Genomic DNA, 25,129 nt, shown 5'->3' with positions numbered 1-25,129 from the left:
AATTGCATATCGAGAAAGGCTTGGAAAGACTTAGTAGAAGGCGGAATCCCGCCGCTCAGAGAATCGGTGGTCGCTGCGAACCGAATGGGCGGATCCTCTTTGAATTACCGTCTGGAGCCGTCCGGGGGAACGCGGGACAGGCAAGTCCGCAAGTAGTCCGGCACCGGGATGACCGTTATGGAAATGAGGTGAAAACCGTTGCTTGCTTTGGCCGCTTTAAGCGGGCAAGTGAGATGGCGGTTTTAATTAGGGTGGTAACGCGAGTCGGCTCCTTCTCGTCCCTTGGGATGAGAAGGAGCTTTTTGTCGTTTTCGGCAGACATATATATCGATCTGGAGGATGATGGAACATGAAGTGGGATGAATTAACGTTAGCTCAGCGGGAGGAAGTCGAACGCCAACTGCAAGTGATTTCCCGCGGTGCCGCGGAGATCGTTCCGGAGGACGAATTGAAGCAAAAGATCATGAAATCGGTGGTTACCGGAGAGCCGCTGAAGGTGAAGCTGGGGCTGGACCCGTCGGCGCCGGACATTCACGTCGGGCATACGGTAGTGTTGCAGAAGCTGCGCCAATTTCAGGAATTCGGACATCAGGTCCTGCTGATCATCGGCGATTTCACCGGACGGATCGGCGATCCGACGGGCAAATCGGAAACCCGCAAGCAGCTGTCCGAGGAGGACGTGAAGCGGAATGCAGAGACGTACCGCCAGCAGATTTTTAAAATCCTGGACCCGGAAAAAACGAAGGTTCACTTCAATTCCGAATGGCTCGCCCCGATGACCTTTGAAGACGTGATCAAACTGGCGGCGAAGGTGACGGTCGCCCGGATGCTGGAGCGGGACGATTTCACGAAGCGTTATTCGTCCGGCCAGCCGATCAGCATTCATGAATTTTTCTACCCGCTGATGCAAGGGATGGATTCGGTGGCGCTGCATGCGGATATCGAGCTTGGCGGAACGGATCAGAAGTTCAACCTGCTGATGGGCCGGACGCTGCAGAAGGAGTACGGGCTCGAGCCGCAGGTTGCCTTAATGACGCCGATTATCGAGGGTCTCGACGGCGTGCAGAAGATGAGCAAGAGCCTCGGCAATTACATCGGCATTGACGAGGAGCCGAATGAAATTTACGGCAAGGCGATGTCCGTGCCGGACGAGCTGATGCCGAAATATTACGAGCTGGCGACGGATCTGACGAACGAAGAGCTGGCCGTATTGAACGAAGGGCTGAAGACGGGCGCCGTGCATCCGCGCGACGCGAAGATGAAGCTGGCTTACACCTTTGTCCGTATGTATCACGGCGAAGACGCCGCAGAAGCGGCGCAGGAGCATTTCATCACCGTGTTCCAGCAGCGGGCGCTGCCGGACGATATTGAAGAAATCGCGGTGCCGGGCGGCGAGCTTGAGGACGGCAAAATCCGTCTGGTCAAGCTGCTGACCCTGATCGGCTTTGCCGCCTCCAACGGGGAAGCGAAGCGCAGCGTCCAGCAGGGCGCCGTGAAGCTGAACGAAGAGAAGCTTACCGATGCTAACGCCGAGATCGCGATTGCTGACGGCGATATCATTCAAGTGGGCAAACGCAAATTTGCGAAATTGCTGGTGAAATAAAATGAAAGAGGGGCCGGGGAGGCTCCTCTTTTTTTGTATATTGGGGGCTATTGCTGCTCCTTCTCTAAGATTAACTGGAAAACATGCAGCTATTTATCGGAGGGTTACTCTCTATGCAAAAATAACTGGAAAACCTCCATTTATTTTCGCTCAAATCGGCCTACTAGAGCAAAATAAGAAGAATTAGCGGGAGGTTTTCCAGTTAATCTGCCGAGAGCGCGATATTGAACAAAATTAACTGGAGAAAATCCAGTTAATCTTCTCTCACGAGCTTTTGCGATCAGCCACCTCATAGGTCTAATCGCAGAACCGGCGCATATAAAAACCGGCCAAACCCCAAAAGGTTTGACCGGTTTCTTGACATTTTTAACGGTTGTAGAATTCGACGATTTGTTTCTCGTCAATGTCTTGGGACAACTCGGAACGTTCAGGCAGGCGGATGTACTTGCCTTCCATTGCGTTGTCGTTGTACTCCAGGTAAGCCGGAAGATGCGTGCGGTTTTCCAAAGCTTCTTTAATGGAAGAAAGACCGCGGCTTCTTTCGCGAAGGCCGATCACATCGCCAATGCTAACACGGAAGGAAGCGATGTCCACTTTCTTGCCGTTCACAGTTACGTGACCGTGGGATACCAATTGACGGGCACCCGCGCGGGAGTTGGCGAAACCAAGACGGTATACCAGGTTGTCCAGGCGGCTTTCAAGCAATGCCATGAAGTTTTCGCCGGCGATACCAGGCATTTTTTGCGCTTTGGTAAACAAAGTGCGGAATTGCTTTTCGCCCAAGCCGTACATGTGGCGCAATTTTTGTTTCTCCAAAAGCTGTGCGCCGTAGTTGGATACTTTTCTCCGTTGGTTAGCACCATGTTGTCCCGGAGGGAAAGGGCGCTTCAAATCTTTGCCGGTGCCGCTCAAGGAAATGCCAAGGCGACGGCTGAGTTTAAATTTAGGACCAGTGTAACGTGCCATTGTATAGGTAGACTCCTTTTAAATTAAATTTTGCGTAGGGTTCTACTTGCGCGGGTTTTGTTTGGATGGGCGGAGGATAGATAAAATCCGCTCTCTGACAAGAAAGTTCAGCCGCTGTCTTGTCAGCAACAAAAGCCGAGAGGGTGCTCGCATGCGTTACGCCCTGTTTAAGACTCTATCCAGTCTTCATCAACAATATATATTATATGAACCATGGCAATAAAGTCAAGTGGAGGATTTTGTTTTATAAGTTGGAATTTTGTCGATAGGGCTTTTGTCCTAAATTTTTAATGCAAAACCACAAGGAAGATAGTAAAATAACGTATAAATAAGGAACGGCAACATAGTTTATATTAATTGCAAAAAACTTTGGAAGAGTCAAATGGCTTCGTTTACATTATGTCACCGCGGCCGGGTGCGGTGAAAAGGAGCTTTTTCATGACAAAACAATCCAGAGATGACCTGATGCAGCCGCTCAATGGGATTACCTACCTCGCTTCGCCGCCGGAGAACGAAGGAGAAGCGAGGAGTGAATGGACCCACTGGCTCGGGCTGCTCGACATCACCTCCCATGACTACCCTTATATATCTTCCCTGCTTCAATCCGCATACGACGATTGGTATGATGAAATGCAGGCTCATCCGGCAGCTTACCGGGCGGTGTGGTTTACTGCCGACCACCGGGGGGAGCTTTTGGATCGGCGTCAAGGACAACCGCAGAACGAACAGGCCGCCGCGTTGAAGGCGGTCCGGGACTGTTTGGTTCGCCGGGATTGGGTGGTTTCAAAGACCGAGGGTGGGTATTCCATCGCGGTTCCGGTATGGACCCGGCGTACCCGCGAGCTGATCGCGGTGCTCGGCTGTTCGATCGCAAACCTCACGGAGGATGGGATAGCCGGGGCCCGAGCTTGGACCGAGATGTCCGCGCTGCATTTTCGGACTTGCTTCTACAAGCGGTTCGAGGATATTTTCGTGACGGACATGCTGCGGGTCAACAAGCAAGCCAAGCGCGAAGAACATCGCCGGAGGATCTTGTTTCAAGTCGTCCAGAAGCTGCATACCCAGATCGATGTCGATTCGGTGTTGACCGAAGTTTTCGAACGGATTGCGGGAATGTATCCTGCGGCGACGGTCGAACTGCTGATGTCCCAGGATCACCTCAGCCGGGATCCCCGGGTGAAATCGCTTCAGCTTCAGGGAGACAGGGACCCGATGTGCGTGAGCGCGTTTATGGAAGGCCGGATGCTACGGGCCGAGAAACGGGGAGCGGACGGAGAATGCCTCGAGATCGCCGCCCCGTTGGTGGGCAAACAGGGGGTTTACGGCGTTTTCCATCTGCTGATTCCCCTCGGCGAGATCGATGAGGTGGATTTGCAGCTCATCGGCATGCTGGCGGATACGGCCGGCTCGGCCTTTGAGAATGCCAAATTGTACGAGCAATCGAATCTGCTCGTCAGCGAGCTGAGATTGATCAACGAACTGGCCCAGCGGCTGAACCAAAGCCTGCGGCCCAAAGAGGTTTTTAAATTTGCGACCGATGAATTGCTGTCGATCTTCAAGGCGGAATACTGCTGTATTTCCCAAATTGACAAGGACGGCGATTTCTTTGAGATTACCGCTTCCAACGTGCCGTCGTTGTCGAAAGAGAATTTCCCCAGAGATTACGGCTTCAGCGGGCTCGTATTCGCCACGAGGGAGCCGATTATTCTGTCCGATTACAAGGCTTACGGCAAAATTACGTCCAGACTGATGGAGGATACGGGGGCCCGTTCGCTCATCGTTGCCCCGCTGGTCGTCAGGGGCGAGGTCATCGGCGCGATCATGCTGGCCCATCGGGAGGAGCGGTTCTTCTCCTACGACAATTACAAATTGCTGCAGGTGCTGTCCTCCCATATCGGACTCGCGATCGCTAACGCTTCGCTGCACGCGGAAGTCCGGCGGATGGCCAACCATGATATGCTGACCGAGCTGTACGCGCGCCATTATTTGGACGACCGGATTCAGGAGCATCAGAAGCTCGACGAGGGAGGCTCCCTGATTATTGTGGATATCGACCTGTTCAAACAGGTCAACGATACGTACGGCCACCAGGCCGGGGATAAAATATTGAAGCAGGTCTGCTCCATCATCAAGAGCACGATCCGCAAGACGGACATCGCGGCCCGGTGGGGCGGCGAGGAGCTGGCCGTTTATTTGCCCGGAGCCGACGCGAAATGCGGCCAGCAAATCGCCGAAAGCATCCGGTACCGGGTGGCGATGGAGACGGAGCCGCAGGTGACGGTGTCGTGCGGGATCGCCGAATGGACCCGCGACGGCAGCGAGAAGATCAGTGTGGAGTCGCTGTTTTATCTGGCGGACATGGCGCTGTACAAAGCGAAGAAGAACGGCAGAAATCAAACCCGGATCGGCCTTGACGCGTAAAGGGATTTGGTCAGGCCGGCTCGGATGAGAGCGCTCCGAAAGGGCGCTCTTTTTGCGCTTTCGCATAGTTTTCCAGGGGAGGGAAAGGCTAGACATAACATACCATTCCCGGTTCATGCCCATACGGCGGCCGGAACAAAAAAGAGGCTGAATCACATGCAAAAAAGCAATTTCAAAGCAGGGGTTGCGCTGTGTCTCATATTGATTTTATCTGCCTGCGGCTTCGGCGACGCCAGAACGCCCGAACAATGGTTCAATGTGACCTGGTCGGGCCTTGCCGGCAGCGATCATCTCGCTTTTCGCGGGCAAGCGGCGATTATGCGAGGGGAAAATTCTAAAGTGGAAGAGTCCGTGAATTTTACGGGAGAACTGCAAGATCATCATCAGCTTGCACTGCAAACCGTGCTGCCCTCCGGCGAAAGCGGAGAGAATACCGGGGCGGTGGCGGCAGTGTCCGGTCCAAAAACCGCATATACGGCGGAACTGCAATGGCAAGGCGGAACATGGAACCTGAAATCGAATGAAAATGACGCCTTCACCCGCGGCATCGCCAGGCTCAATCCGCTGGATCAGCTGGAGGATATGCGCACGGTGAAGAAAACGATCCGGGCGGAGGCCGGAGCCCCGCGAGGCTTGAAAATACTGCGGATCGAGCTCGACCCGGAGGAGGCGAAACGGCGGTTAAAGGAGCGGCTGACGGAGGATATGGAAGCCGTTAAAGCCGGATGGCAGGAGAAGCTGGTCCAAGTTGCCTCGGACCGGCGGACCAAGGTGGAAAGCGAGCTTGAGAGCGAGTGGGAAACAGGCCGGAATCAGCTTGAAGCCATGCTGGAGCAGGCTAAGGTCAAGGCGGTTTATCATCTGACGATCAACCGCAAGACCGGCTTGCCGGTAAGACTGTCCTCGCAGACGGACCTCGATTATATAAGCGGGCGGGGAATCCGGGAGCACGAGGTGATGGTAACGGACAGCCGATTCGGCAGTTCCGGCTGAGTAAAGCGGGAAGGCGATGGCTGACTTCGGCTGAACACCGTGCTACAATAGATGGGGAGAATTATTAACCAATGTTCAACTGGCGGCGGGAAAAGATAGGACCCCGCCTGTTGTGGGGCCGTCAGGCCCGATATTTTTGAGGAGGCGAAAGCTGCAATGCGAGATCCAAGAATACAGAAGCTGGCGGAGAACCTGGTAGGTTACTCGGTTGATGTCCAGCCGGGAGAGAACGTACTGGTGGAGATGATCGGCGAGGAACGCGACCTGCTTAATGCCGTCATCGAAGAAATCGGCAAGAAAGGCGGCAATGCCTTTGTCGAGCTGACGGACAAGGCGATTCAGGCTACGCAATTGAAATACGCGACCGCGGAAGGCATCAAAGCATGGGCGGAATACGATCTGATCCGGATGCAAAAGATGGACTGCTACATCGGCATTCGCGCCGGAAGAAACGTCAACGATATGTCCGACGTGCCGGAAGACAAAATGAAGCTGTACAATTCCTTGTATAACCACCCGGTACATAGCGAGCAGCGCGTGAAGAAAACGAAGTGGGTCGTTCTCCGGTATCCGAATGCCAGCATGGCCCAATTGGCCAATATGAGCACGGAGGCGTTCGAGGACTTTTATTTTGACGTCTGCAACCTGGATTACGCGAAGATGGACCGGGCCCAGGACGCCCTTGCCGACCTGATGAAACGGACCGACAAAGTACGGATCGTCAGCCCGGGCACCGACCTTTCCTTCTCGATCAAAGGCATCGGCGCGGAAAAATGCTCCGGACAAAAGAATATTCCCGACGGGGAAGTTTACAGCGCGCCGGTACGGGATTCCGTCAACGGGACGATCAACTACAACGCTGCCACCCTGTACAACGGCGTGACTTTTGAAAACATCAAATTCCGCTTTGAGAACGGCAAAATTGTGGAAGCTACAAGCAATGACACGAAACGCCTGAACGATATTCTCGATTCCGACGAAGGCGCCAGATATATCGGGGAGTTTGCCATCGGCTTCAACCCGTATATTTTGCATCCGATGAAGGATATCCTTTTTGACGAAAAAATCGCCGGCAGCCTGCACTTTACGCCGGGCCAGGCCTATGACGAAACGGATAACGGCAACCGTTCCTCGATCCACTGGGATCTCGTACTGATCCAGCGTCCCGAGTACGGCGGCGGAGAAATTTATTTCGACGACGTATTGATCCGCAAAGACGGCATCTTCGTACTGCCGGAGCTGGAAGGGCTCAATCCCGAGAAGCTGAAATGAAGAAAATCCCTTGCCTGGAAAGCGGATTCAAGGTATCATAGTGATGTGATAATTTCAAAGTTTGACGCGGAGGGATCACTATGGCCAATAACAATCAAGCGATTGTGGAAATTGCCCAAACGGCAGGGAAGTTCACTTCTTCCATCGTGCTGCAGGCAGACAACAAGTATATCGATGTGAAAAGCATTCTTGGTCTTTTTACTACCCTCGTGAATACGAAGAGCTATGAACTGCATGTTCACGGACCGGATGCGGACGAAGCGAAGGCCGCGGTAACAGAAGTATTCAAGAAACACGGCTTGGACGTGAAGGTAGTGGCCGAATAAGCATTTTGCGGAAATACTCCTGCCCCCTTGGGGCAGGAGTATTTTTAATAATCAGGATTGATTATAGTCGTATTCGTTTGGCAAGGTTCTTGTATTGGCCCCCGATTTCGTCTAATATTAAGAATAGAGTAGATGTGTGGAGATTTAGGAGGACATAGGGGGGATAAACATGACTTCGTCTGATTTGCAGGAGCAATTGAATCACAAAGCGCTAAATCTTCTGAAAGAAGATGCAGATAAAATAGAAAAACTGATCGCAGTACAGATGGAGAATCTGGCTACGCGTTACTGCCCTCTCTATGAGGAAGTATTGGACACCCAGATGTACGGTTTCTCCAGACAGGTCGATTATGCGGTGCGTATCGGATTGGTTCAGGAACCTGTGGGGAAAGAGATTTTAAGCAGGCTGGAACGCAATCTTGCCGCGCTTTATGAAGCGATGAACAACAAGCAGCAATAGCGTCTCATTTCCTGTCGCTAAGTGCGAGCAAAGCATAGGCATATAAAACACAAAGCGTATGGTCCGGTTACCGAGGGCCATACGCTTTTTTTTGATGAGAGAGTATGTGAGGACGGCCTTACACCAGGTAAAAAGAAAAGCCGAGTATGCAGTAGACGGCGATGAGCAGCAGGCCTTCATACCAATTCGTTTTCCCGTCCTGGGTGATCGACTTGGCTATGAACACGGATACCCCGATCGCAGCCAGTTCGATGACCGTAAATACAATATCCATCGGCTTGCCGATCAGATGGCTGACGAAGATCAGCACGGGCGCGACGAACAGGGCGATCTGCAGGCTGCTGCCGACCGCGATTTCTACCGCGGCGCCGATTTTATTCTTCAAGGCGAGCATGATCGCCGCGCTGTGCTCGGCGGCATTGCCGACAATCGCCACGACGAAGGCGCCGACGAAAATTTCGCTCAGGCCGAATTTGGTGGTAAAGGTATCGAGACTATGTACAAGCCATTCGCTGACAAAAGCGACCATGACCGTGGCGACGACCAGAAGGAGGATCGACATTTTCTTGGACCATGCGGGCTCATGCTCATGCGGGAGCTGCTGCTCGGTACGGTCGGTAACATCGGCCAGATAGTTCTTGTGCGTAATCATGGAAAAGACCAGCCACAGCAGGTAGGCTACGATAAGCACACCGGCGACAACCAGGCTAAGCGTGTTGCGGTCTTCCTCGTGAAGCACATGCGTATTGAGGAATATCGCGGGCACGAACAGGGCGATAATGGCGACGATCATCAGGGAGCCGTTCATCCCGGCCAAGGTCACATTATATTTCTGAATCTTGTGCTTGAGGCCGCCGGCGAACAGGCTGAGCCCGAGAACCAGCAGCAGGTTGCCGATGATCGAGCCGGTGATGCTGGCCTTGACCATATCGAATTTCGCTTCGCGTAGAAGCATGACGGCGATGATCAGCTCCGCGGCGTTCCCGAAGGTGGCGTTCAAAAAGCCGCCCAGCCGTTGTCCGGCATAATGGGCCACGCTTTCCGTAGCTTTGCCGAGAAAACCGGCGACGAAGATGACCGCGACCGCGGAGATGATGAACTCCACCGTGGGCGACCAATGGGCATAGTGTCCGATTGCGCTGAGTACGAAGAATAGAATGAGCAGTACGGAAGATAAATATTTTTTCATTGTCACACCCCCAAAGTTCAATATAACCAATAACGTGATGATTATAAACGAAAGCGAAAAATTGGTCTATATTTGCTTAAAAGGAAAATTGCATTTACAATGAAGAATAATGAGGTTTAAGGAGGAATGACCATGGCCGAGCAATTGCAACTCGATAATGGGCTTATTCGTATATCAGATGACGTCGTTTCCAAAATCGCCGGAATGGCCGCCTTGGAAACTCCCGGTATAGCCGCGATGTCCGGAGGATTGTCCGAAGGATGGGCGAAGCGCCTAAGCGGTAAGAACGTGCAAAAGGGCGTCACCGTAGAAGTCGGTCAATTGGAAGCGGCCGTTGATCTGCGGATCATCGTGCTGTATGAGACTCCGATTCATGAAGTGTGCCGGATGCTGCAGCAAAATGTCCGGGAAGCGATCGAAAACATGACCGGACTTAAGGTCGTTGAAGTGAACGTCAAAGTGGAAGGCGTCGCTTTTAAGGACGATGAGATTTAATCGCCGACCGGCTTAAGTCAATAAGATTCGCCGTAAATCAAAAGACTTCAGGAGCAGGCTCCTGAAGTCTTTTTTGATCAATTCAGCTGTGGTAGCGTCTGCGGCTGTTCCAGTCGTAGGCGGCCGATTCCCTGACCACGACGGATTTCGTCCGTTCCTGTTTGGCCGGCATCGCGGATTCGCGTGAAATACTAAGGACGATGCCCATGGCCACCATCATCACAAGCAGGGAAGAGCCGCCGTAACTGATGAAAGGCAGCGTAACACCTGTTACCGGAATCGTTCTTGTCACCCCGCCGATATTGATGAAGGCCTGAATGGCGATCAAGCCCATAATGCCGACGCCCATCAAGGTGCCGAACGTGCTGTGAGAACGTAAGGACACGAGCAGGCCTCGCCAGATAAAATAAATGTAGAAGGCGAGAAAAATGATCGTTCCGATGAATCCGAATTCTTCTCCGATCACGGAAAAGATGAAATCGTTGTACGCGTTGGGCAGGTAATGCAGCTTCTGAATGCCCTGGCCGAAGCCGGTGCCGGTAACTCCGCCGTGACCGATGGCGGTCATCGATTGGATCAGATTGTAACCGGTATGCTGCGGGTCTTCCCACGGATCGAGAAAGGCCTGAATCCGGCCCATTTTATAATCGTTTTCCGCCGAAGGACTGTCACTGGGATTGATTTTGTCCCAGAGGGCTCCGACGCCCATGACGATGCTGGCGCCGAGGATCAACAGGCCGATCGAACCCATGATATGCTTCAGGTTGGCGCCGCCCGCAAAAATGATCAGTCCGGACGTGGCGATCAGAATAAGGCAGGAGCCAAGGTCCGGCTGAAGCATGATCAAGCCGGCGACGAAGCCGACGATGACCATGACCGGGATATAGCCTGTCCGCAAGTCGCGAAACCGCTCCCCTTTCTTGGAAATGAGAGCGGACAGATACATAATGGTCGTAATTTTGGCCAGCTCCGTCGGCTGGATGCCGAGCGTACCGATCGTGAGCCAACTGCTGGCGCCGTTGATGCTGGCGGAAAAGGGCACGATCATCAGCAGAATAATCGCCAGGATAAATACCGGAACGAACAGCTTCTTATACTTCTCATACGGGATATTCATGGCGATCAACATCCCGATGAGTCCGATTGCGCCGAAAGCGATCTGGCGTTTCGTGAAATACATCGGATCGTATCCGAATCTTTGATTGACCTGAGCGATACTGGAGCTGGAGCTGAACACCATGACAATCCCGAAGCCCACCATTAACAGGGTTAGAATGAGAAGCTGGAAATCGGGAGTGCCGCGCCGGGGCTCTTCTTTGTTGTCTTTCATAAAAGTCGGCCTTAAGCCTCCAGAAGTTGTTTCAACTCGGCGAGCTTACGGCTTGCCGTGCTCATGACCGCCGCCGGAATTTCGGATTCGTATTCCAGTCCGTGAGGGAAAGTGGCCCGCCCCATATAGACCGCTTCAATGGCCAGCACCGTGTCCGGACGCTCCAATTTGCCTTCCACGGCCCGCGTATTGATCCGCAGGTAATACTCGTCATTTCCCGATTCGATTTTATAGTCGTATGTAGCCCGGTAGTATTCCCATTGCCAACGGATAAAGCCAACCTTTTCCGCTGTTTCGTCCAAATAAGCCAAATCGCTTTTAAAACCGTCCAAACCCGTATTTTCAACAATCATGTTTCGGAAGGCCTCCTTCAAAAGTTCGTAAAAAAGACATGAAAGTTCTCTCCCCATGATATTATGTTTCCATCGGTTGTGCAAGCATGGCAAAGCCTTGAAAAAGGTGAATTTTTCGCTAGTTTGCGCCTCGGCGGCTTATATGCGATAACGCTTATCTGTTACAATGAAGGAAGGGAATTGTTGACAAGGAGTTGGCACACATGGAAAGAGAAGCGCTTCAGGCATTGTTTCCGCAAATGGTGGAGGACAGACGCTATCTGCACCGCCATCCGGAATTGTCTTTTATGGAACGGGAAACATCCGCCTTTGTCGAGAAAAGGCTGAGGAAGCTTGGCATCGATACGGCCGCCGGTATCGGCGGCTTCGGGGTCGTCGGCAAAATCCGCGGGACTAAGCCGGGGAAGACGGTAGCCCTGCGCGCCGATATGGACGCGCTGCCGATTCAGGACGAGAAAGCATGCGAATACGCTTCGCAAATCCCCGGGGTGATGCACGCCTGCGGCCACGACGGGCATACGGCGACGCTGCTGGCGGTAGCGGAATATTACGGTAAGCGCAAGCATGAACTGGCCGGTGAGATCCGCCTAATTTTCCAGCCTGCCGAAGAGGTTTGCCCCGGCGGGGCGGCGTCCATGATCGAAGCCGGAGCCTTGGACGGAGTCGACGTGATTTACGGCGTGCATTTGTGGACGCCGATTCCGGCAGGTACGGCGGGGAGCGCACCGGGACCGCTAATGGCCTCGACCGATGAGTTCTTCATCGATATCAAGGGCCGCGGCGGGCACGGAGGCATGCCGCACAAGACGATCGACAGCGTGCTGGCCGGTTCGGCGCTCGTGCTGCAATTGCAGAGCGTGGTCAGCCGCTCGGTGGACCCGCTGAACCCCGCCGTCCTGACGATCGGCTCGATTCAGGGAGGCACGGCGCAGAATGTGATCGCCGACCGCTGCCGACTGGCGGGGACGGTCCGCTGTTTTGACGAGGAGACGCGTGAACTGATCCGCGCCCGGATCCATGAGCTTGCCGCAGGAACGGCCGATGCCTATGGAGCTCAGGCGGAGATCGATTATACGGCCGGATATCCGTGCCTGGTGAACGATGCGGCGGAGTTCGAACGGTTTTACCGGACGGCGGCATCCGAAGCGGGCCTGATTCGGGAGCTTTCGGCGAAAATCATGCCGGCCGAGGATTTTGCCTATTATTTGCGGAAAGTCCCCGGTTGCTTTATGCTGGTTGGTGCCGGAAATCCCGGGAAAGGAATCGTGCATCCTCATCATCATCCGAAGTTCGATATCGACGAGAACGCCATGCTGCATGCGGCCGCGCTGCTGATCGCGATGGCGGATTCCTATTTCGCGGATGCCGAGGATTTGGCGGAGTAGGGCTGATATTTCAGGTTCAGGTGGCGCATAGAAAAGCTCCTTCCTTGGAATTCTATTTCCGAAGGAGGGTGAACAATGAAAAGAGTCAGCGAGATTATGACCGATAATGTCGTTACCGTAACGCCCGAGGACAATGTCTACGAGGCTGCGGTGAAAATGAAAGAGCATGGCACCGGCTTTATCCCCGTGGTCGAAAAAGGCGGGGACAAGCTGATCGGCGTCATCACCGACCGGGATTTGGTTATCCGCTGCATGGCCGAGAAGCATCCCGGCTCCACGGCGGTGGATGCCATCATGACCAAAGGCATCAAAACGGCTTCCCGGGACATGTCGGTGGATGAAGCCGCCGAGCTGATGGCCGAGCAGCAAATCCGCCGGCTGCCCGTGACCGAAGGCGACCGGCTGATCGGTATCGTCTCGATCGGCGATCTGGCGGTGCGGAACATTTTCGCGGACAATGCGGGCGAAGCCTTGTCGGAAATTTCCGAGCGTGTGCACTAAAACGGGGGAACCCGCTTGAATGGCACGGTGAAGAGAAGTTCGCGGCCGATGGCTGGCGGGCTTCTTTTTTAATATATAATTTATCATCTTTAATATATAAGGAGGGTGTCAGGCGGTGAACAGTGACGGAGCATGCATCGTACAGCGGGATTTCACGGTATTGCTGGAGAAGAATCATCCCGGATTTGAAGACGCCAGGGCGCGGCTTGCGCTATTTGCCGAGCTGGTCAAAAGCCCAGCTTATTACCATACATACCGGATCACCCCCTTGTCCTTGTGGAACGCGGCGGCCGCGGGGATGACCGCGGAGGAGATCGCCCGGGAGCTAAGCGGGATGTCGCGCTGGGAGGTCCCCGGCGGAGTCATTGAGGATATTATTATGTGGGTCTCCCGGTACGGCAGCCTGAAGCTGTGCCCGGACGGCGACGATCCTGGACGGCTATGTCTGGAATCCACTCCGGACGAGCCGGAGCTGCTTCCGCATTTGGTCAAGGAGAAAGGGCTATCCGGATTCGGCCTCGAGCTTGTCGCTCCCTGCAGGGCCGTTTTTCCCGCCCTGTGGCGCGGCGATTTGAAACAGGCTCTGGCCCGGCTCGGATACCCGGTTCTGGACGAGGCCGGATACCATCAAGGGCAAGCTCTATCTTTCCGGCTCAAAGATGAAACCGGCAGCGGACGGCGCTTTGCGCTCCGCCCGTATCAGCAGGAGAGCGTGGAGGCTTTCGCCGGCGGAAGCGGCAGCGGGGCGAGCGGAGGAGACGGAGGCAGCGGAGTGCTCGTCCTTCCGTGCGGCGCCGGGAAAACGGTGATCGGACTTGCGGCGATGAGCCGGTTCCAATGCGAGACCTTGATCCTGACTTCAAGCGTTACATCGGTACGGCAGTGGATATCCGAGATCGCGGACAAAACCACGCTTCCGGCGGATGCCGTCGGGGAATATACGGGAGAAACCAAGCAGGTGCGTCCGGTCACCGTATCGACCTATCAAATATTGACCCATCGGGGCAAGAATGAGGAGAAATTCAAGCATATGAGCCTGTTCAAGGAACGGGATTGGGGCCTCATCATTTATGATGAAGTCCATCTGCTTCCCGCCCCGGTGTTCCGCGCCACGGCCGACATTCAAGCGACCCGCCGCCTCGGTCTCACCGCCACGCTGGTACGCGAGGACGGCTGCGAGCGCGACGTGTTCTCGCTAATCGGCCCCAAGCGGTACGAAGTGCCGTGGAAGGCGCTGGAAGAGAGCGGGTTCATTGCCCAAGTGGAGTGCCGGGAAGTGCGGGTTGGCCTGCCGGAGACGCTGAAGGAGCGGTACCTCCTGGCGGAAGGCCGGGATAAGTACCGGATCGCTGCGGAAAATCCCCGCAAGAACGAGATCGTGAAACGGCTGGTGACCCTCCATGCGGGACGCCAGATCCTGATCATCGGGCAGTACCTGGACCAGCTTCGCGGGCTGGCCGCAGATCTGGGAATTCCGCTGATCACCGGGAGCATGCCCCAGGCGGAGCGGGAGCAATGGTTCGCCAAGTTCCGCAGCGGAGCAGTCCCGGTGCTGGCCGTGTCGAAGGTGGCCAACTTCGCGGTGGACTTGCCCGACGCTTCGGTCGCGATTCAAATTTCCGGAAGCTTCGGCTCGCGTCAGGAGGAAGCCCAGCGGCTCGGCCGCATCCTTCGCCCGAAGCGGGACGGCGGCGGCGCCTTATTCTACACGCTCGTCTCGGAGGAAACGCGCGAGCAGGAATTTGCCATGCGCCGACAGCTGTTCCTCATTGAACAAGGCTATGAATATGAAGTGAGCTTTGAACGGGGGGAAGGTGCATGATCGAGCCTATTTTTATCCGGTTCGCCGGTCAGCCGTTCAAGCTGGACAGACTCGACGACGCGGCGTCCGGCCGCGTAAGCGGCGCCGATTTGCGCGCGGCGCTTCCAGGGCTGCTGCGAAGCGGAGAATTGGCCGCGGTGAAGAAAGCCTGGGGCGAGAAGCTGTATTATATTCCGCAGTCCCGTTTGCCCATGCTCTGGGAACGGCTGACCTTCACTCCCCTGAAGCCGTACGAAGGCTCGGTTCAACTGCAAAAGGAGGCGGGTCCGGGGCTGCAAATCGATCTGTTCCGCGCCTTGACCTGGATTGCCCGGAACGGGCTGCCCATGACGGCGAAGGGAACGGTTCACCAGAAATCGATCGGCAAACTGACAGATCATTTATTTTTACGTGAGGAGGACGTAGCCGGTCTCGGGCTACAGTACCCGCATCGGGAGGCATACCCTCCGCAGCTAGCCGTCGTGCTTGATCTCCTGCAAGCGTTGGGAATGCTGGAGCGGGAGCGGACGGGATGGGCGCTGAACGCGCGGGAGCTTACGGCCTGGCTGGACCTGGCCCCGGAGACGATGGACGCGGTGCTGTTTCGCGAATTGCTCCATCGCTATGTCCCGGACGAGGCGGGGATCCAGCATTATGTGTACAGGCTTGCCCAAAGCGATCTTAGGGAGGGATCCTGGTATGCGGCCCCGGAAGTGCTCGCTTCCCTGCGGAGTTTGGGAATGCTCCCCGCAGGGGATTTACCGGAACAATCAAGGATGTGGTTCAAAAGCTGGCTGGACGCTTTACGCGGATTCGGCTGGCTGGATATCGGCACAGAAGGCGGCAGCGATACCGAACTGATCCGCTGGCGACGGAGGCCGGCGCTAAACCTGCCGGAGTCGGCGAAGGACGTTTACGGCGAAGAAGGGACGATATTCATTCAGCCGGATTTTGAAATTCTGGTGCCGCCGGAGGTATCCTTCCGCGTACGCTGGGAGCTCGAGGCTTGCTGCGACAACCAGACCACGGATATTATGTCCGTTTACCGGCTCAGCAGGGCAAGCGTTGCCCGGGCCGCCGAGCTTGGCCGCCCGCCGGAGACGGTTCTGGAGCTGCTCGAATCCCGTTCGGCCGGCGTGCCGGATAACGTCCGGCTCGCTCTGCTGCAATGGGCGGGCGAACTGGGCCGGACCTCGCTGCAAACGGTGCTGCTGCTGCGCTGTAAAGATGAAGCGGCCGCCGATACGGCCGCATCCTTACCTTTATTGGCCGGCCTGCTGGAGAGGATCGGACCGCGCGATTTCATCGTAGACGCGGAGCAGGAGGCCAAAGTCCGCAAGGTGCTGGAGGAGGCCAGGCTGGCTCCGCCTAAACCGCGGAATGCGGCTTCCGCCGCACCGGAATATCCCCGCCTCGTGGAGTCCGGCTCTATGCCGGAACCGGCCGGTTTATCCGGGGAATATTCGGAGCGGGCCTGGATATACAGCGGCCGGAATCTGGGGTTTTACGACCCTGCCGACGAACCGCCGGGGTTGGATGAGCTTTTTCCCGGCTGGCATGACATTCCCGGCATGTGGCGCGGCGAAATGAGAGATTATCACGATTCTACCAAGCGAAAAATCATGCAGCAGGCGGTCGACTGGAAGGCCAAGGTGCTGCTCCGGCTGGAGGGAAAGAACATGGAATTTATCCCGGCCGCCATTACGGGCGAAGCGGGCTGGAAGGCAAGCGGCGTTCTTTTTCCGCCCGATCAAGACGGGGGCGCGGGGACTGCCGCCGAGCTGGCCCCGGAATGTTGGAGCGCCATGCGGCTGCTGACGCCGGAAATCTCTTAGACCGTTCCAAACTCCCCCTCTTCTGCTAGCCGGGAGAATGTGGTATGATGAATTCGTCTACTTTCGGGTGGAATACTTTGAACAGAATCGAGTTGAAATTCATGAGCGTAACGGAGACCCATACGGTTGACATGGCCGCAGTGCTGACATACGCCTATGAATTAGGCGATATGATAAATAATTCCGCCGCCGTTTCCGATTATTTATATTGGAAGCGCCGCGTGGAGGAGGATGCGGAGATTCAGGCTCTGGTCAAGAAAATGGAGGCCCAAAAGGAACTGTTCGCAGAAACGGAGCGATTCGGCCATTTCCATCCCAACTACCATGAGGCCAAGGATAAAGTGGCCGAGGTGGAAAAGGAGCTGGAGCAATTTGAAGCCGTGCGCCGATTCAAGACCGCGGAGAAAGAATTGGACGATATCCTGCATCAGATGTCGGAGACGATCGCCTATGCTGTATCGGAGAGCATCAAAGTGCCGAGCAACGATCCCTTGCCTTCGGGCGGAGGATGCGGCAGCGGAGGCAAATGCAGCTGCGGCTGAACACACAAGGGCAGAGCAACTACCAGCAAAGGGGGGAAAGCATGTTTCCAGAGCGTACAGGCTATATCATTTGGGTCAGCGATTTGAAAGCGGCAAGAAATTTGGACAAATACGGGAGCGTGCATTATTTATCCCGCCGGATGCATTATGTCGTGATGTACGTCAATGCCGAGCGGGCGGAAGAAACGATGAAAAATGTCCGCAAGCTTCCGTATGTTCGCAAGATCGAACGCTCGTACCGGAATGAGATCAAAACGGAGTACAGCAAGGATATTCCGGACAAAACCCGTTATTACAGTTTATAAGGCGTTACTTAGACAATCAGCGGCCTGCGGGCCGCTTTTTTTTGTATAATGAATTTTTTTTGTCCCAACGTATGGAAAAATAGGTCGAAAGACATTTTTGTTATTGTCGAAACATAGGCAATGATGTAATATAATAGGTAATTATACATAGTAATAAAGACCTATTTGATGTGAGGTGCGGCATGAGAGACAAGGCTGCGGAGCGGTGGGGAACCTATGAAGCATTCCATGTTCTGTTGGGCGACAAGCGGGTCGCCGATATTGTCATAACCCATCATGCCAGGCTCCGATATCAGGACCGGATCGACCGGACCAACGGCGAAGTCGACAACATCGCCCGTTGGGCTTGGGAATGCTTGAAGCAGGGCAGAATTACTCCGTATTACCGCAATGAAGAAGATGTTTACCTGGTGGATGACGATCTTGTCATGGTGGCCGAATTTGCGGAGCTGCAAGGCGAATGTGATTTGCAGGGAAATCCGGTACACCGAATGATTATCGTTACCTTTCTGGGCCGGATGTCGGAAACGATCGAACTTCGCGATCTTAAATCGTATTATTCCTGGCTGCGCCATTCACGGCGCATGACACTTATGAAAAATAGCCGCAAACGGAGATAGCCGGGGCACCGGTAAGCATGTTCTCTTAGGAGAGCATGCTTTTTTTGTCGTTTGGGTCATGCTATTGTAAGGGGAGAAGGAGTTGGACTTTAGATGGCTTTAAACTACCATCAGCTTCATATTTTTTATACGGTTGCCGAGCGGGGCAGCTTCTCGGCGGCCGCCCAGGCGCTCCATATGACACAGCCTGCGGTCACGATGCAGATTCAAGCGTTGGAGGATTATTTCGGCAGCAAGCTGCTGATCCGCTCGACCAAGAAAATCGACTTGACGGAGGCCGGGCAAACGTTGCTTCCCTACGCCCGGCGCAGTCTGGAACTGATGCGGGAGACCGAAAGGGCGATGTCTCATTATACGTCCATGCTGGAGGGCAGGCTTCAACTCGGCGCGAGTCTGACGATCGGGGAGTATGTACTGCCGCGTGTTCTCGGCCCATTTGGCAAGAAATATCCCGATATTTCGATCGCGCTAAAAGTGATGAACACGACCCAGATCATCGAGGATATTTTGTCCCACCAGCTCAACTTCGGCCTTGTGGAAGCTCCGGTTCACCATCCGGACATGATCTCGGAACCTGTTATGGAGGACGAATTGAAGCTGATCGTCCCCGCGCATCATCCATTGACGGTCAAAGGGGCGATCCAGCTCAGCGATGTCGCGGAATATCCTTTTGTGCTCCGCGAGAAAGGGTCGGGGACGAGGCAGGTGATGGAAGCCGAGCTGGAACGCCGGGGGATTCGGCCGGAGCGGCTCGAGACGGTCATGGAGCTCGGCAGTACGGGAGCGGTTAAATCGGCGGTAGAGGCCGGCCTGGGCATAACGATCATTTCCCCGTCTTCGGTGAAGCACGAGCAGGCGCTCGGATTGCTGGCGGTGCTTGATATCGAAGACGCGGAGTTTAAACGGAAATTTTATTCGATTCACCTAAAATCGACGCTCCTGCCGATTTCGGCGGAGACGTTTTTGACCTTTCTAAGAGAGGAATGGACCCCATGACGATAAAATACGACGCAAGCCAACGGTTCGATCTTCACACGCATTCGCGGGCGTCCGACGGCATGAACACTCCGGCGGAGAATGTCAAACTCGCCCAGGAAAAGGGGGTGTCCGGCCTGGGAGTCACCGACCACGATACGGTAGCCGGAGTGAAGGAGGCCGTGGAAGAAGGAGCGCGGCGGGGAATCGCCGTTATTCCCGGCGTGGAAATCAGCACCCGGGCGGGCGGGAAGGATATCCACGTGCTCGGTTATTTTCTCGATGCGGAAGACCCGGTGCTGCTGCAAAGGTTGGCGGGCCTTCGCGAGACGCGGGAAGCGAGGAACGGCCAGATCATCCAAAAACTGCAGGGATTGGGGATTCCCATCTCGCTGGAGGAGGTCATCGCCGGGCTCGGCCGCCAACTACGTCCGGATGAAAGCCTGGGCCGCCCGCATATCGCTGATGCGCTGGTACGGAAAGGCTATGCCGCCGATATGCGCGACGCCTTTGACCGCTACCTCGCGGAGGGCAAGCCCGGCTATGCCTCGTTGCCCCGTATCGCCCCGGAGGAAGCGATGCTGTGGATCCGCGAGGCCGGCGGCGCTCCGGTGCTCGCCCATCCGGGGCTGTACGGCGACGATGCGCTGGTAAGCGAAATTCTGGAGCGCGGCCGGCCGGCGGGCATTGAAGTATATCACTCCGACCATGGGCCGGAGGAGGAACAGCGCTATTTGGCGCTGGCCGAACATTACGGCCTGATCCCCACCGGCGGATCGGATTATCATGGCGTCCGTCAGGGCGTCGTATTCCACGGCGATCTCGGCGGGCGCTGCGTTACCGGCGAAATCGTGGAGCGGCTGAGAAAAGCCGCGGGCAAATAAGTGCGCATAAGCCGGATGTCAGCCGTTCTTCACCGAACTCGGCAAGCTTTTGATCACCCGCTCGTCCGGCGTTACGAACAACGTACGCTGGTGGTCGTAAATCACGAAGCCCGGCTTCGCTCCGCTCGGCTTGCGGACATGGCGGATCAGGGTATAATCGACCGGCACGCTGCTCGATTCCTTGGCCTGGCTGAAATAAGCGGCAAGCTGGGCCGCTTCGTTCAAGGTGGATTCGCCGTAGCTTGAACTGCGGATGACGACATGCGAGCCGGGAATGTCCTTCGTATGCAGCCAAGTATCGTTCGGGCCCGCCAAACGGTTGGTCACATACTCGTTTTGCAAGTTGTTTTTGCCGACAACCAGCTCGATTCCTTCCGAGGACGTGTATACGTGCAGGGTAGGGTGCGGGCTCTTTTTCTTCTTTTTGCCCTTTTTGCCGCGGTCCCGCAAATAACCCTGCTGGATCAGCTCATCCCGGATTTCGTCGACATCGCTGAGCGTGGCATAGGATAATTGTTGGAGCAGCTCTTCAATATAAGCGATTTCCTCCCGCGTCTTGGCCATTTGCTCGTCGATGACCGCTAAGCTGTTTTTGAATTTATTGTATTTTTTAAAATAGCGCTGGGCGTTTTCCGACGGAGTGAGCAGCGGATCGAGCGGAACGGTTTCGGTCTTCTGCTCTTCGTCGTAATAATTGACGAGCTCCACCGACCGGTCGCCCTTTTTGATCGTATGAAGGGAAGGCAGCAGCAGCTCGCCCCAGATCCGGTAACGCTCCGCGTCCTCCGCTTCCTCCAGATCGTGTTCCAAATTCGATACTTTCTTGATGTTCTTGTTCCGCTCGTTTTGCAGAAACCGCAGCAGGTCGCTCGTTTTTTGCTTGACCGTATCGCGCAGCGCCTTTTCCCCGAAATATTCCTCCATGCATTCGCTGATCGAAGCGTAAGTTCTGGACTCGCCTTGAATCAGCGTTAGCGGAACTGCGGAGAAGACGCTCTTCCCCTTCGTGTTCTCGCCTGTAACCGGGGCATAATGATGCTTCCGCACTTCCTCCATTAAACCGTCAAAAGCGTTCCATACCTGCTCCGGATCAGGTTCAGGATCCCGAAGCCCCAAGTCCGATTCCCCAAAGGCACGGAAATAAACCTCCTCCGCAATCAGCGGGCTGAGGCCGCTGAACGTTCCGACCAACCAGCCGGGTTTGCGGCTTTCTTCTCCGGCGGCCGGGAAGGCTTCCGTAAACTGCGCCTGATCGGCATAGAGCGGATTCAGCTTATGCTGCTGCGGGGGTTCCGTATAAGTGAAGCCGGGCATCACGACGCGATAGCCGCTGATCGCCGGGGTTACGTGATGGATGCCGTCCAATTGAGCGCCCGTTGCCGGGTCCAGCAAAATAATGTTGCTGTGGCGGCCCATCAGCTCCACTACCAGCCGTTTCAGCGAGACATCGCCCAGTTCGTCGCGCTGGCGCACATCGAGATGGATGATCCGCTCCATCCCCACCTGGGCGACCGCTTCGATCACTCCACCCTCGCAATGCTTGCGCAGCAGCATGCAGAACATGGGCGCTTCCAGCGGATTCGGGAAGGACTCCTCCGTGAACTGTACGCGCGGATACGTCGGATTGGCCGACAGCAAAAGGCGCCGATTCCCGCCCGATGCGCGCGTATGGATGATGATGTCGTTCGGGGAAGGCTGATGTATTTTATTGATGCGTCCGCCGACGACCGCCTGCAATTCATGAACGATCGCCCGCGTTACGATTCCGTCAAGTGCCATTTTCCAGTTCTCCTGTCTGAATGCTTGCTCAAAACACCGGCTGTTCATCGCCGGGGAAAACGCGCTTTGAGCATCGCATCATTAAAATTGTTCTAAATTTCGAAAAACATGTTTATTTCCTCCTCTATGATACAAGACTTCCGGTATTCCGGCAAAAACTTGGAAGCCCAAGCTGTGATAATTTGGGACTGGCCGGAATACATTTAGCCTAGATGGAAAAGCCTCGCGCTATATACCGCATTAAACACGGGAGGGGAATTGGTAGGATGGATCAAAAAAACTGGCACCAGTGGAGTGGGAAAGAGCTTCTGGAAAAGTTCGGCGTAACGGCCGAACAGGGCTTGACCCAGGATGAAGCGGCCCGGAGGCGGGAGCAGTACGGATGGAACGAGTTATCGGAGGGGCAGCGTATTTCCCCGTGGCTGCTGTTTTTGAACCAGTTCAAAGACTTTATGATGCTCGTGCTGATGGGGGCAACACTTATCTCCGGCATTCTCGGCGAATATCTGGATGCCGTTACGATTATAGCGATCATCTTATTGAACGGCATACTTGGTTTTATTCAAGAATTCCGGGCCGAACGCTCCCTCCGTGCGCTTAAGGAATTGTCGGCCCCTCACGCCAATACGCTGCGGGACGGGACGGTCCGGCATATTCCCGCGCGTGAGCTGGTGCCCGGCGATATCGTCGTTCTGGAGAGCGGGGACCGGATTCCGGCGGATATCCGCTGGCTCGTAACGAACAGCCTCGATGTGGAGGAATCGGCACTCACCGGGGAATCCCATCCCGTCGGCAAGCACGCAGGTGTGCTCAAGGAAGCGGAGGTTCCGCTCGGCGATCAGAAAAACATCGGCTTCATGGGAACGATGGTAACGCGCGGCACCGGGCGCGGCGTCGTAATCCGGACGGGGATGGATACGGAGATGGGCAAAATCGCCGATCTGATCCAAAATACGGATACGCAGGAAACCCCGCTGCAAAGAAGACTGGATCAACTGGGAAAAATCCTGATATATATCGCGCTAGGCTTGACAGTGCTCGTGGTGCTGATCGGGATTTTACACGGACAGCCCGCGGGAGCGATGTTCTTTGCCGGGGTAAGCCTGGCCGTGGCCGCCATTCCGGAAGGATTGCCCGCGATCGTGACGATCGCGCTGGCGCTCGGCGTGCAGCGGATGATCAAGCGCAAGGCCATCGTGCGCAAGCTTCCTTCCGTGGAAACACTCGGTTGCGCTTCCGTCATTTGCTCGGACAAAACCGGGACCCTGACGCAAAACAAAATGACCGTAACCAGGCTGTGGCTGGAAGGGCGTTCGCTGGAAGTGACGGGCGAGGGATATGAGCCGGTCGGGCAGATTATGGAGAGTCAGCGGCCGGTCGATTTGAAGCAGGACCAGAGCCTGCGCCGCTTGCTCCAGGTCAGCGCCCTGTGCGGAAACGCCGCGATTTACGAGGCCGACGGCGATATGCGCGGCCGCAAGAAGGTGAAGGAGGAGCCGGAAGCCAAACAGTGGAAGCTGAAAGGCGATCCGACGGAAGGCGCGCTCGTGGTGCTTGCCGCGAAGATGGGGCTGTCGCCCGGAACGCTCGGCGCGTCGTACCGGCGGGAGCAGGAATTTCCTTTTGATTCCAAGCGCAAGATGATGTCGGTCGTCGTCACCCATCAAGGCGGGAAAATGGCGCTCGTCAAAGGCGCCCCGGATATGCTGCTCGATAAATGCTCGTATATTTTGTGGGAGGGCAAGGTCGTACCGTTTACGGGAACGCTGCGTAGCCGGGTGCAAGCGGAGAACGAGGCGATGGCCCGCAGCGCGCTGCGCGTGTTAGGGTTAGCCTACCGGGACGTGAAGCCGCATGAAAATTTAAGCGGCGAGGAGTCCGTGGAATCGCAGCTCATCTTCATCGGGCTGGCTGGGATGATCGATCCGCCGCGCCGCGAAGCGCGGGATGCGATCTCCGTCTGCCGGCGCGCCGGCATCAAGACGGTGATGATCACTGGAGACCACCGGCTCACGGCGGAAGCGATCGCCGCCGATCTCGGCATCCTGCCGCGCGGCGGGGCATCGCTTTCCGGCCGGGAGCTTGCCGGAATGAGCGACGAGGAGCTCGAACGCAAAGTCGATCAGATCTTCGTTTATTCCCGGGTCGCTCCGGAGCATAAACTGCGGATCGTCAAGGCGCTGCAGCGCAAAGGGCATGTCGTGGCGATGACGGGGGACGGTGTCAACGACGCCCCGGCGATCAAGGCGGCCGACATCGGCATCGCCATGGGCATCACGGGGACGGACGTATCCAAGGAAGCCTCGTCTCTCATTCTCAGCGATGACAATTTCTCTTCGATTGTGGCCGCGATCGAAGAGGGCAGAAACATCTACGAGAATATCCGTAAATTTATCCGCTATTTGCTGGCGTCCAATGTCGGCGAAATTTTGACGATGTTCTTCGCCATGCTGCTCGGCCTGCCGCTGCCGCTGTTGCCGATTCAAATCTTGTGGGTCAATCTCGTCACGGATGGGCTGCCGGCCATGGCGCTTGGCGTGGATCAGCCGGAGAAGGATCTTATGGAGCATAAGCCGAGAGGCGCGAACGAAAATATTTTCGCCCGCCGCCTCGGCTGGAAAATCCTGAGCCGCGGACTGCTGATCGGGCTCTGTACGCTCGGCGCGTTCTGGTTGACGCTGCGGATCGCTCCCGACAATCCGGACCAACTGGCCATGGCGCAATCGGTCGCTTTCGCCACGCTGGTCGTCGCCCAGCTGATCCACGTGTTCGATTGCCGCAGCTCGCGGTCGATATTCCACCGCAATATTTTGCAGAACCGCTTCCTCGTTCTTGCCGTTCTGTCCTCCGTACTGCTGCTGCTCGGGGTCATGTACATTGAAGCGCTGCAGCCGATCTTCAAAACCGTACCGCTGGGAACCCGCGAATGGGCGATCACCCTCGTTGCCGCCGGAATTCCGACCTTCCTGATGGGAGCCGGCAGCGTCTGGTCCGGCAACCGGCGCCGCAAATTCGGCGGTCCGCGGCCGATGGTGGCCGCGAAAAGTACAAATATTCGTGCATAGAATCAATACCATTCCGCCCCTTGAAAAGT

General features: G+C 55.6%; 22 protein-coding genes. 17 read left to right on the top strand and 5 right to left on the bottom strand.

All coding sequences use genetic code 11. The annotated features are described in order from the left end of the window. Nucleotides 1–349: 349 nt before the first annotated feature. Nucleotides 350–1,603 carry a tyrosine--tRNA ligase gene (gene tyrS, locus V3851_RS01940; RefSeq protein ID WP_331844799.1) on the top strand — a complete coding sequence of 418 codons (1,254 nt, stop codon included), beginning with the start codon at nucleotides 350–352 and terminating at the stop codon, nucleotides 1,601–1,603. 366 nt (nucleotides 1,604–1,969) lie between these two features. On the opposite strand, the gene rpsD is transcribed toward tyrS, so the two are convergent. Further along, on the bottom strand, nucleotides 1,970–2,569 hold the full coding sequence (gene rpsD / locus V3851_RS01935) for a 30S ribosomal protein S4 (RefSeq protein WP_331844798.1): 600 nt from the start codon (nucleotides 2,567–2,569) through the stop codon (nucleotides 1,970–1,972). Nucleotides 2,570–3,007: 438 nt separating this feature from the next. Here rpsD and V3851_RS01930 point away from each other — a divergent pair, with 438 nt between their 5' ends. From V3851_RS01930 to V3851_RS01910, 5 genes are all read left to right on the top strand, one after another. Continuing rightward, nucleotides 3,008–4,990: a sensor domain-containing diguanylate cyclase gene (locus V3851_RS01930; protein WP_331844797.1), complete on the top strand. Its 1,983-nt coding sequence runs from the start codon at nucleotides 3,008–3,010 to the stop codon at nucleotides 4,988–4,990. A gap of 156 nt (nucleotides 4,991–5,146) precedes the next feature. Next, complete coding sequence (locus tag V3851_RS01925) at nucleotides 5,147–5,983, top strand: hypothetical protein (protein WP_331844796.1); 837 nt, start codon at nucleotides 5,147–5,149, stop codon at nucleotides 5,981–5,983. Between the two features lie 156 nt (nucleotides 5,984–6,139). Further along, nucleotides 6,140–7,255 carry an aminopeptidase gene (locus V3851_RS01920; RefSeq protein ID WP_331844795.1) on the top strand — a complete coding sequence of 372 codons (1,116 nt, stop codon included), beginning with the start codon at nucleotides 6,140–6,142 and terminating at the stop codon, nucleotides 7,253–7,255. Nucleotides 7,256–7,335: 80 nt separating this feature from the next. Next, nucleotides 7,336–7,581, top strand: a complete 246-nt coding sequence (locus V3851_RS01915; protein WP_331844794.1) for an HPr family phosphocarrier protein — start codon at nucleotides 7,336–7,338, stop codon at nucleotides 7,579–7,581. A 169-nt stretch (nucleotides 7,582–7,750) separates the two neighbouring features. Next, nucleotides 7,751–8,041: an Fpa/YlaN family protein gene (locus tag V3851_RS01910; RefSeq protein WP_331844793.1), complete on the top strand. Its 291-nt coding sequence runs from the start codon at nucleotides 7,751–7,753 to the stop codon at nucleotides 8,039–8,041. 118 nt (nucleotides 8,042–8,159) lie between these two features. Here V3851_RS01910 and cax read toward each other — a convergent pair whose 3' ends face one another. Then, nucleotides 8,160–9,230 carry a calcium/proton exchanger gene (gene cax, locus V3851_RS01905; RefSeq protein WP_331844792.1) on the bottom strand — a complete coding sequence of 357 codons (1,071 nt, stop codon included), beginning with the start codon at nucleotides 9,228–9,230 and terminating at the stop codon, nucleotides 8,160–8,162. 132 nt (nucleotides 9,231–9,362) lie between these two features. On the opposite strand from cax, the gene V3851_RS01900 reads away from it, so the two are divergent. After that, nucleotides 9,363–9,725, top strand: coding sequence for an Asp23/Gls24 family envelope stress response protein (locus V3851_RS01900; RefSeq protein WP_331844791.1), 363 nt, complete (start codon nucleotides 9,363–9,365; stop codon nucleotides 9,723–9,725). An 82-nt stretch (nucleotides 9,726–9,807) separates the two neighbouring features. Here the strand turns inward: V3851_RS01900 and ftsW are convergent, their stop codons facing one another. After that, nucleotides 9,808–11,055 carry a putative lipid II flippase FtsW gene (gene ftsW / locus V3851_RS01895; protein ID WP_331844790.1) on the bottom strand — a complete coding sequence of 416 codons (1,248 nt, stop codon included), beginning with the start codon at nucleotides 11,053–11,055 and terminating at the stop codon, nucleotides 9,808–9,810. Nucleotides 11,056–11,066: 11 nt separating this feature from the next. Further along, entirely contained in the window at nucleotides 11,067–11,408 is a 342-nt protein-coding gene (locus tag V3851_RS01890; protein WP_331844789.1) for a YugN family protein, read from the bottom strand. 203 nt (nucleotides 11,409–11,611) lie between these two features. On the opposite strand from V3851_RS01890, the gene V3851_RS01885 reads away from it, so the two are divergent. From V3851_RS01885 to V3851_RS01845, 9 genes are all read left to right on the top strand, one after another. After that, entirely contained in the window at nucleotides 11,612–12,793 is a 1,182-nt protein-coding gene (locus V3851_RS01885) for a M20 family metallopeptidase (protein WP_331844788.1), read from the top strand. A gap of 75 nt (nucleotides 12,794–12,868) precedes the next feature. Further along, a complete protein-coding gene (locus tag V3851_RS01880; RefSeq protein ID WP_331844787.1) occupies nucleotides 12,869–13,294 on the top strand; it encodes a CBS domain-containing protein in 426 nt (141 codons plus the stop codon). A gap of 115 nt (nucleotides 13,295–13,409) precedes the next feature. Beyond that, complete coding sequence (locus V3851_RS01875; RefSeq protein ID WP_331844786.1) at nucleotides 13,410–15,116, top strand: DNA repair helicase XPB; 1,707 nt, start codon at nucleotides 13,410–13,412, stop codon at nucleotides 15,114–15,116. Then, a complete protein-coding gene (locus tag V3851_RS01870) occupies nucleotides 15,113–16,930 on the top strand; it encodes a helicase-associated domain-containing protein (protein ID WP_331844785.1) in 1,818 nt (605 codons plus the stop codon). The genes V3851_RS01875 and V3851_RS01870 overlap by 4 nt, the downstream gene beginning before the upstream one ends. 101 nt (nucleotides 16,931–17,031) lie before the next feature. After that, entirely contained in the window at nucleotides 17,032–17,472 is a 441-nt protein-coding gene (locus V3851_RS01865) for a YlbF/YmcA family competence regulator (RefSeq protein ID WP_331845244.1), read from the top strand. Between the two features lie 41 nt (nucleotides 17,473–17,513). After that, entirely contained in the window at nucleotides 17,514–17,777 is a 264-nt protein-coding gene (locus V3851_RS01860; protein ID WP_331844784.1) for a YlbG family protein, read from the top strand. A gap of 182 nt (nucleotides 17,778–17,959) precedes the next feature. Then, nucleotides 17,960–18,397 (top strand): hypothetical protein, encoded by a 438-nt coding sequence (locus tag V3851_RS01855; RefSeq protein ID WP_331844783.1) that lies wholly within the window; start codon nucleotides 17,960–17,962, stop codon nucleotides 18,395–18,397. 93 nt (nucleotides 18,398–18,490) lie between these two features. Continuing rightward, the gene (locus V3851_RS01850) at nucleotides 18,491–19,393 is read left to right on the top strand and encodes a selenium metabolism-associated LysR family transcriptional regulator (RefSeq protein ID WP_331844782.1); all 903 of its coding nucleotides are present in this window, start codon (nucleotides 18,491–18,493) and stop codon (nucleotides 19,391–19,393) included. Continuing rightward, nucleotides 19,390–20,256: a PHP domain-containing protein gene (locus V3851_RS01845; protein ID WP_414859242.1), complete on the top strand. Its 867-nt coding sequence runs from the start codon at nucleotides 19,390–19,392 to the stop codon at nucleotides 20,254–20,256. The genes V3851_RS01850 and V3851_RS01845 overlap by 4 nt, the downstream gene beginning before the upstream one ends. Nucleotides 20,257–20,274: 18 nt before the next feature. Here V3851_RS01845 and V3851_RS01840 read toward each other — a convergent pair whose 3' ends face one another. Continuing rightward, nucleotides 20,275–22,035 carry an Rqc2 family fibronectin-binding protein gene (locus V3851_RS01840; protein WP_331844780.1) on the bottom strand — a complete coding sequence of 587 codons (1,761 nt, stop codon included), beginning with the start codon at nucleotides 22,033–22,035 and terminating at the stop codon, nucleotides 20,275–20,277. 266 nt (nucleotides 22,036–22,301) lie between these two features. Here V3851_RS01840 and V3851_RS01835 point away from each other — a divergent pair, with 266 nt between their 5' ends. Next, the gene (locus tag V3851_RS01835; protein WP_331844779.1) at nucleotides 22,302–25,100 is read left to right on the top strand and encodes a calcium-translocating P-type ATPase, SERCA-type; all 2,799 of its coding nucleotides are present in this window, start codon (nucleotides 22,302–22,304) and stop codon (nucleotides 25,098–25,100) included. The last annotated feature ends 29 nt before the right edge of the window (nucleotides 25,101–25,129 follow it).

The sequence above is a fragment of the Paenibacillus haidiansis genome, assembly GCF_036553665.1.
GTDB lineage: Bacteria > Bacillota > Bacilli > Paenibacillales > Paenibacillaceae > Fontibacillus > Fontibacillus haidiansis.
Note: the sequence above shows the minus strand (reverse complement) of the source record. Positions and strands in the feature narration are given on the sequence as shown.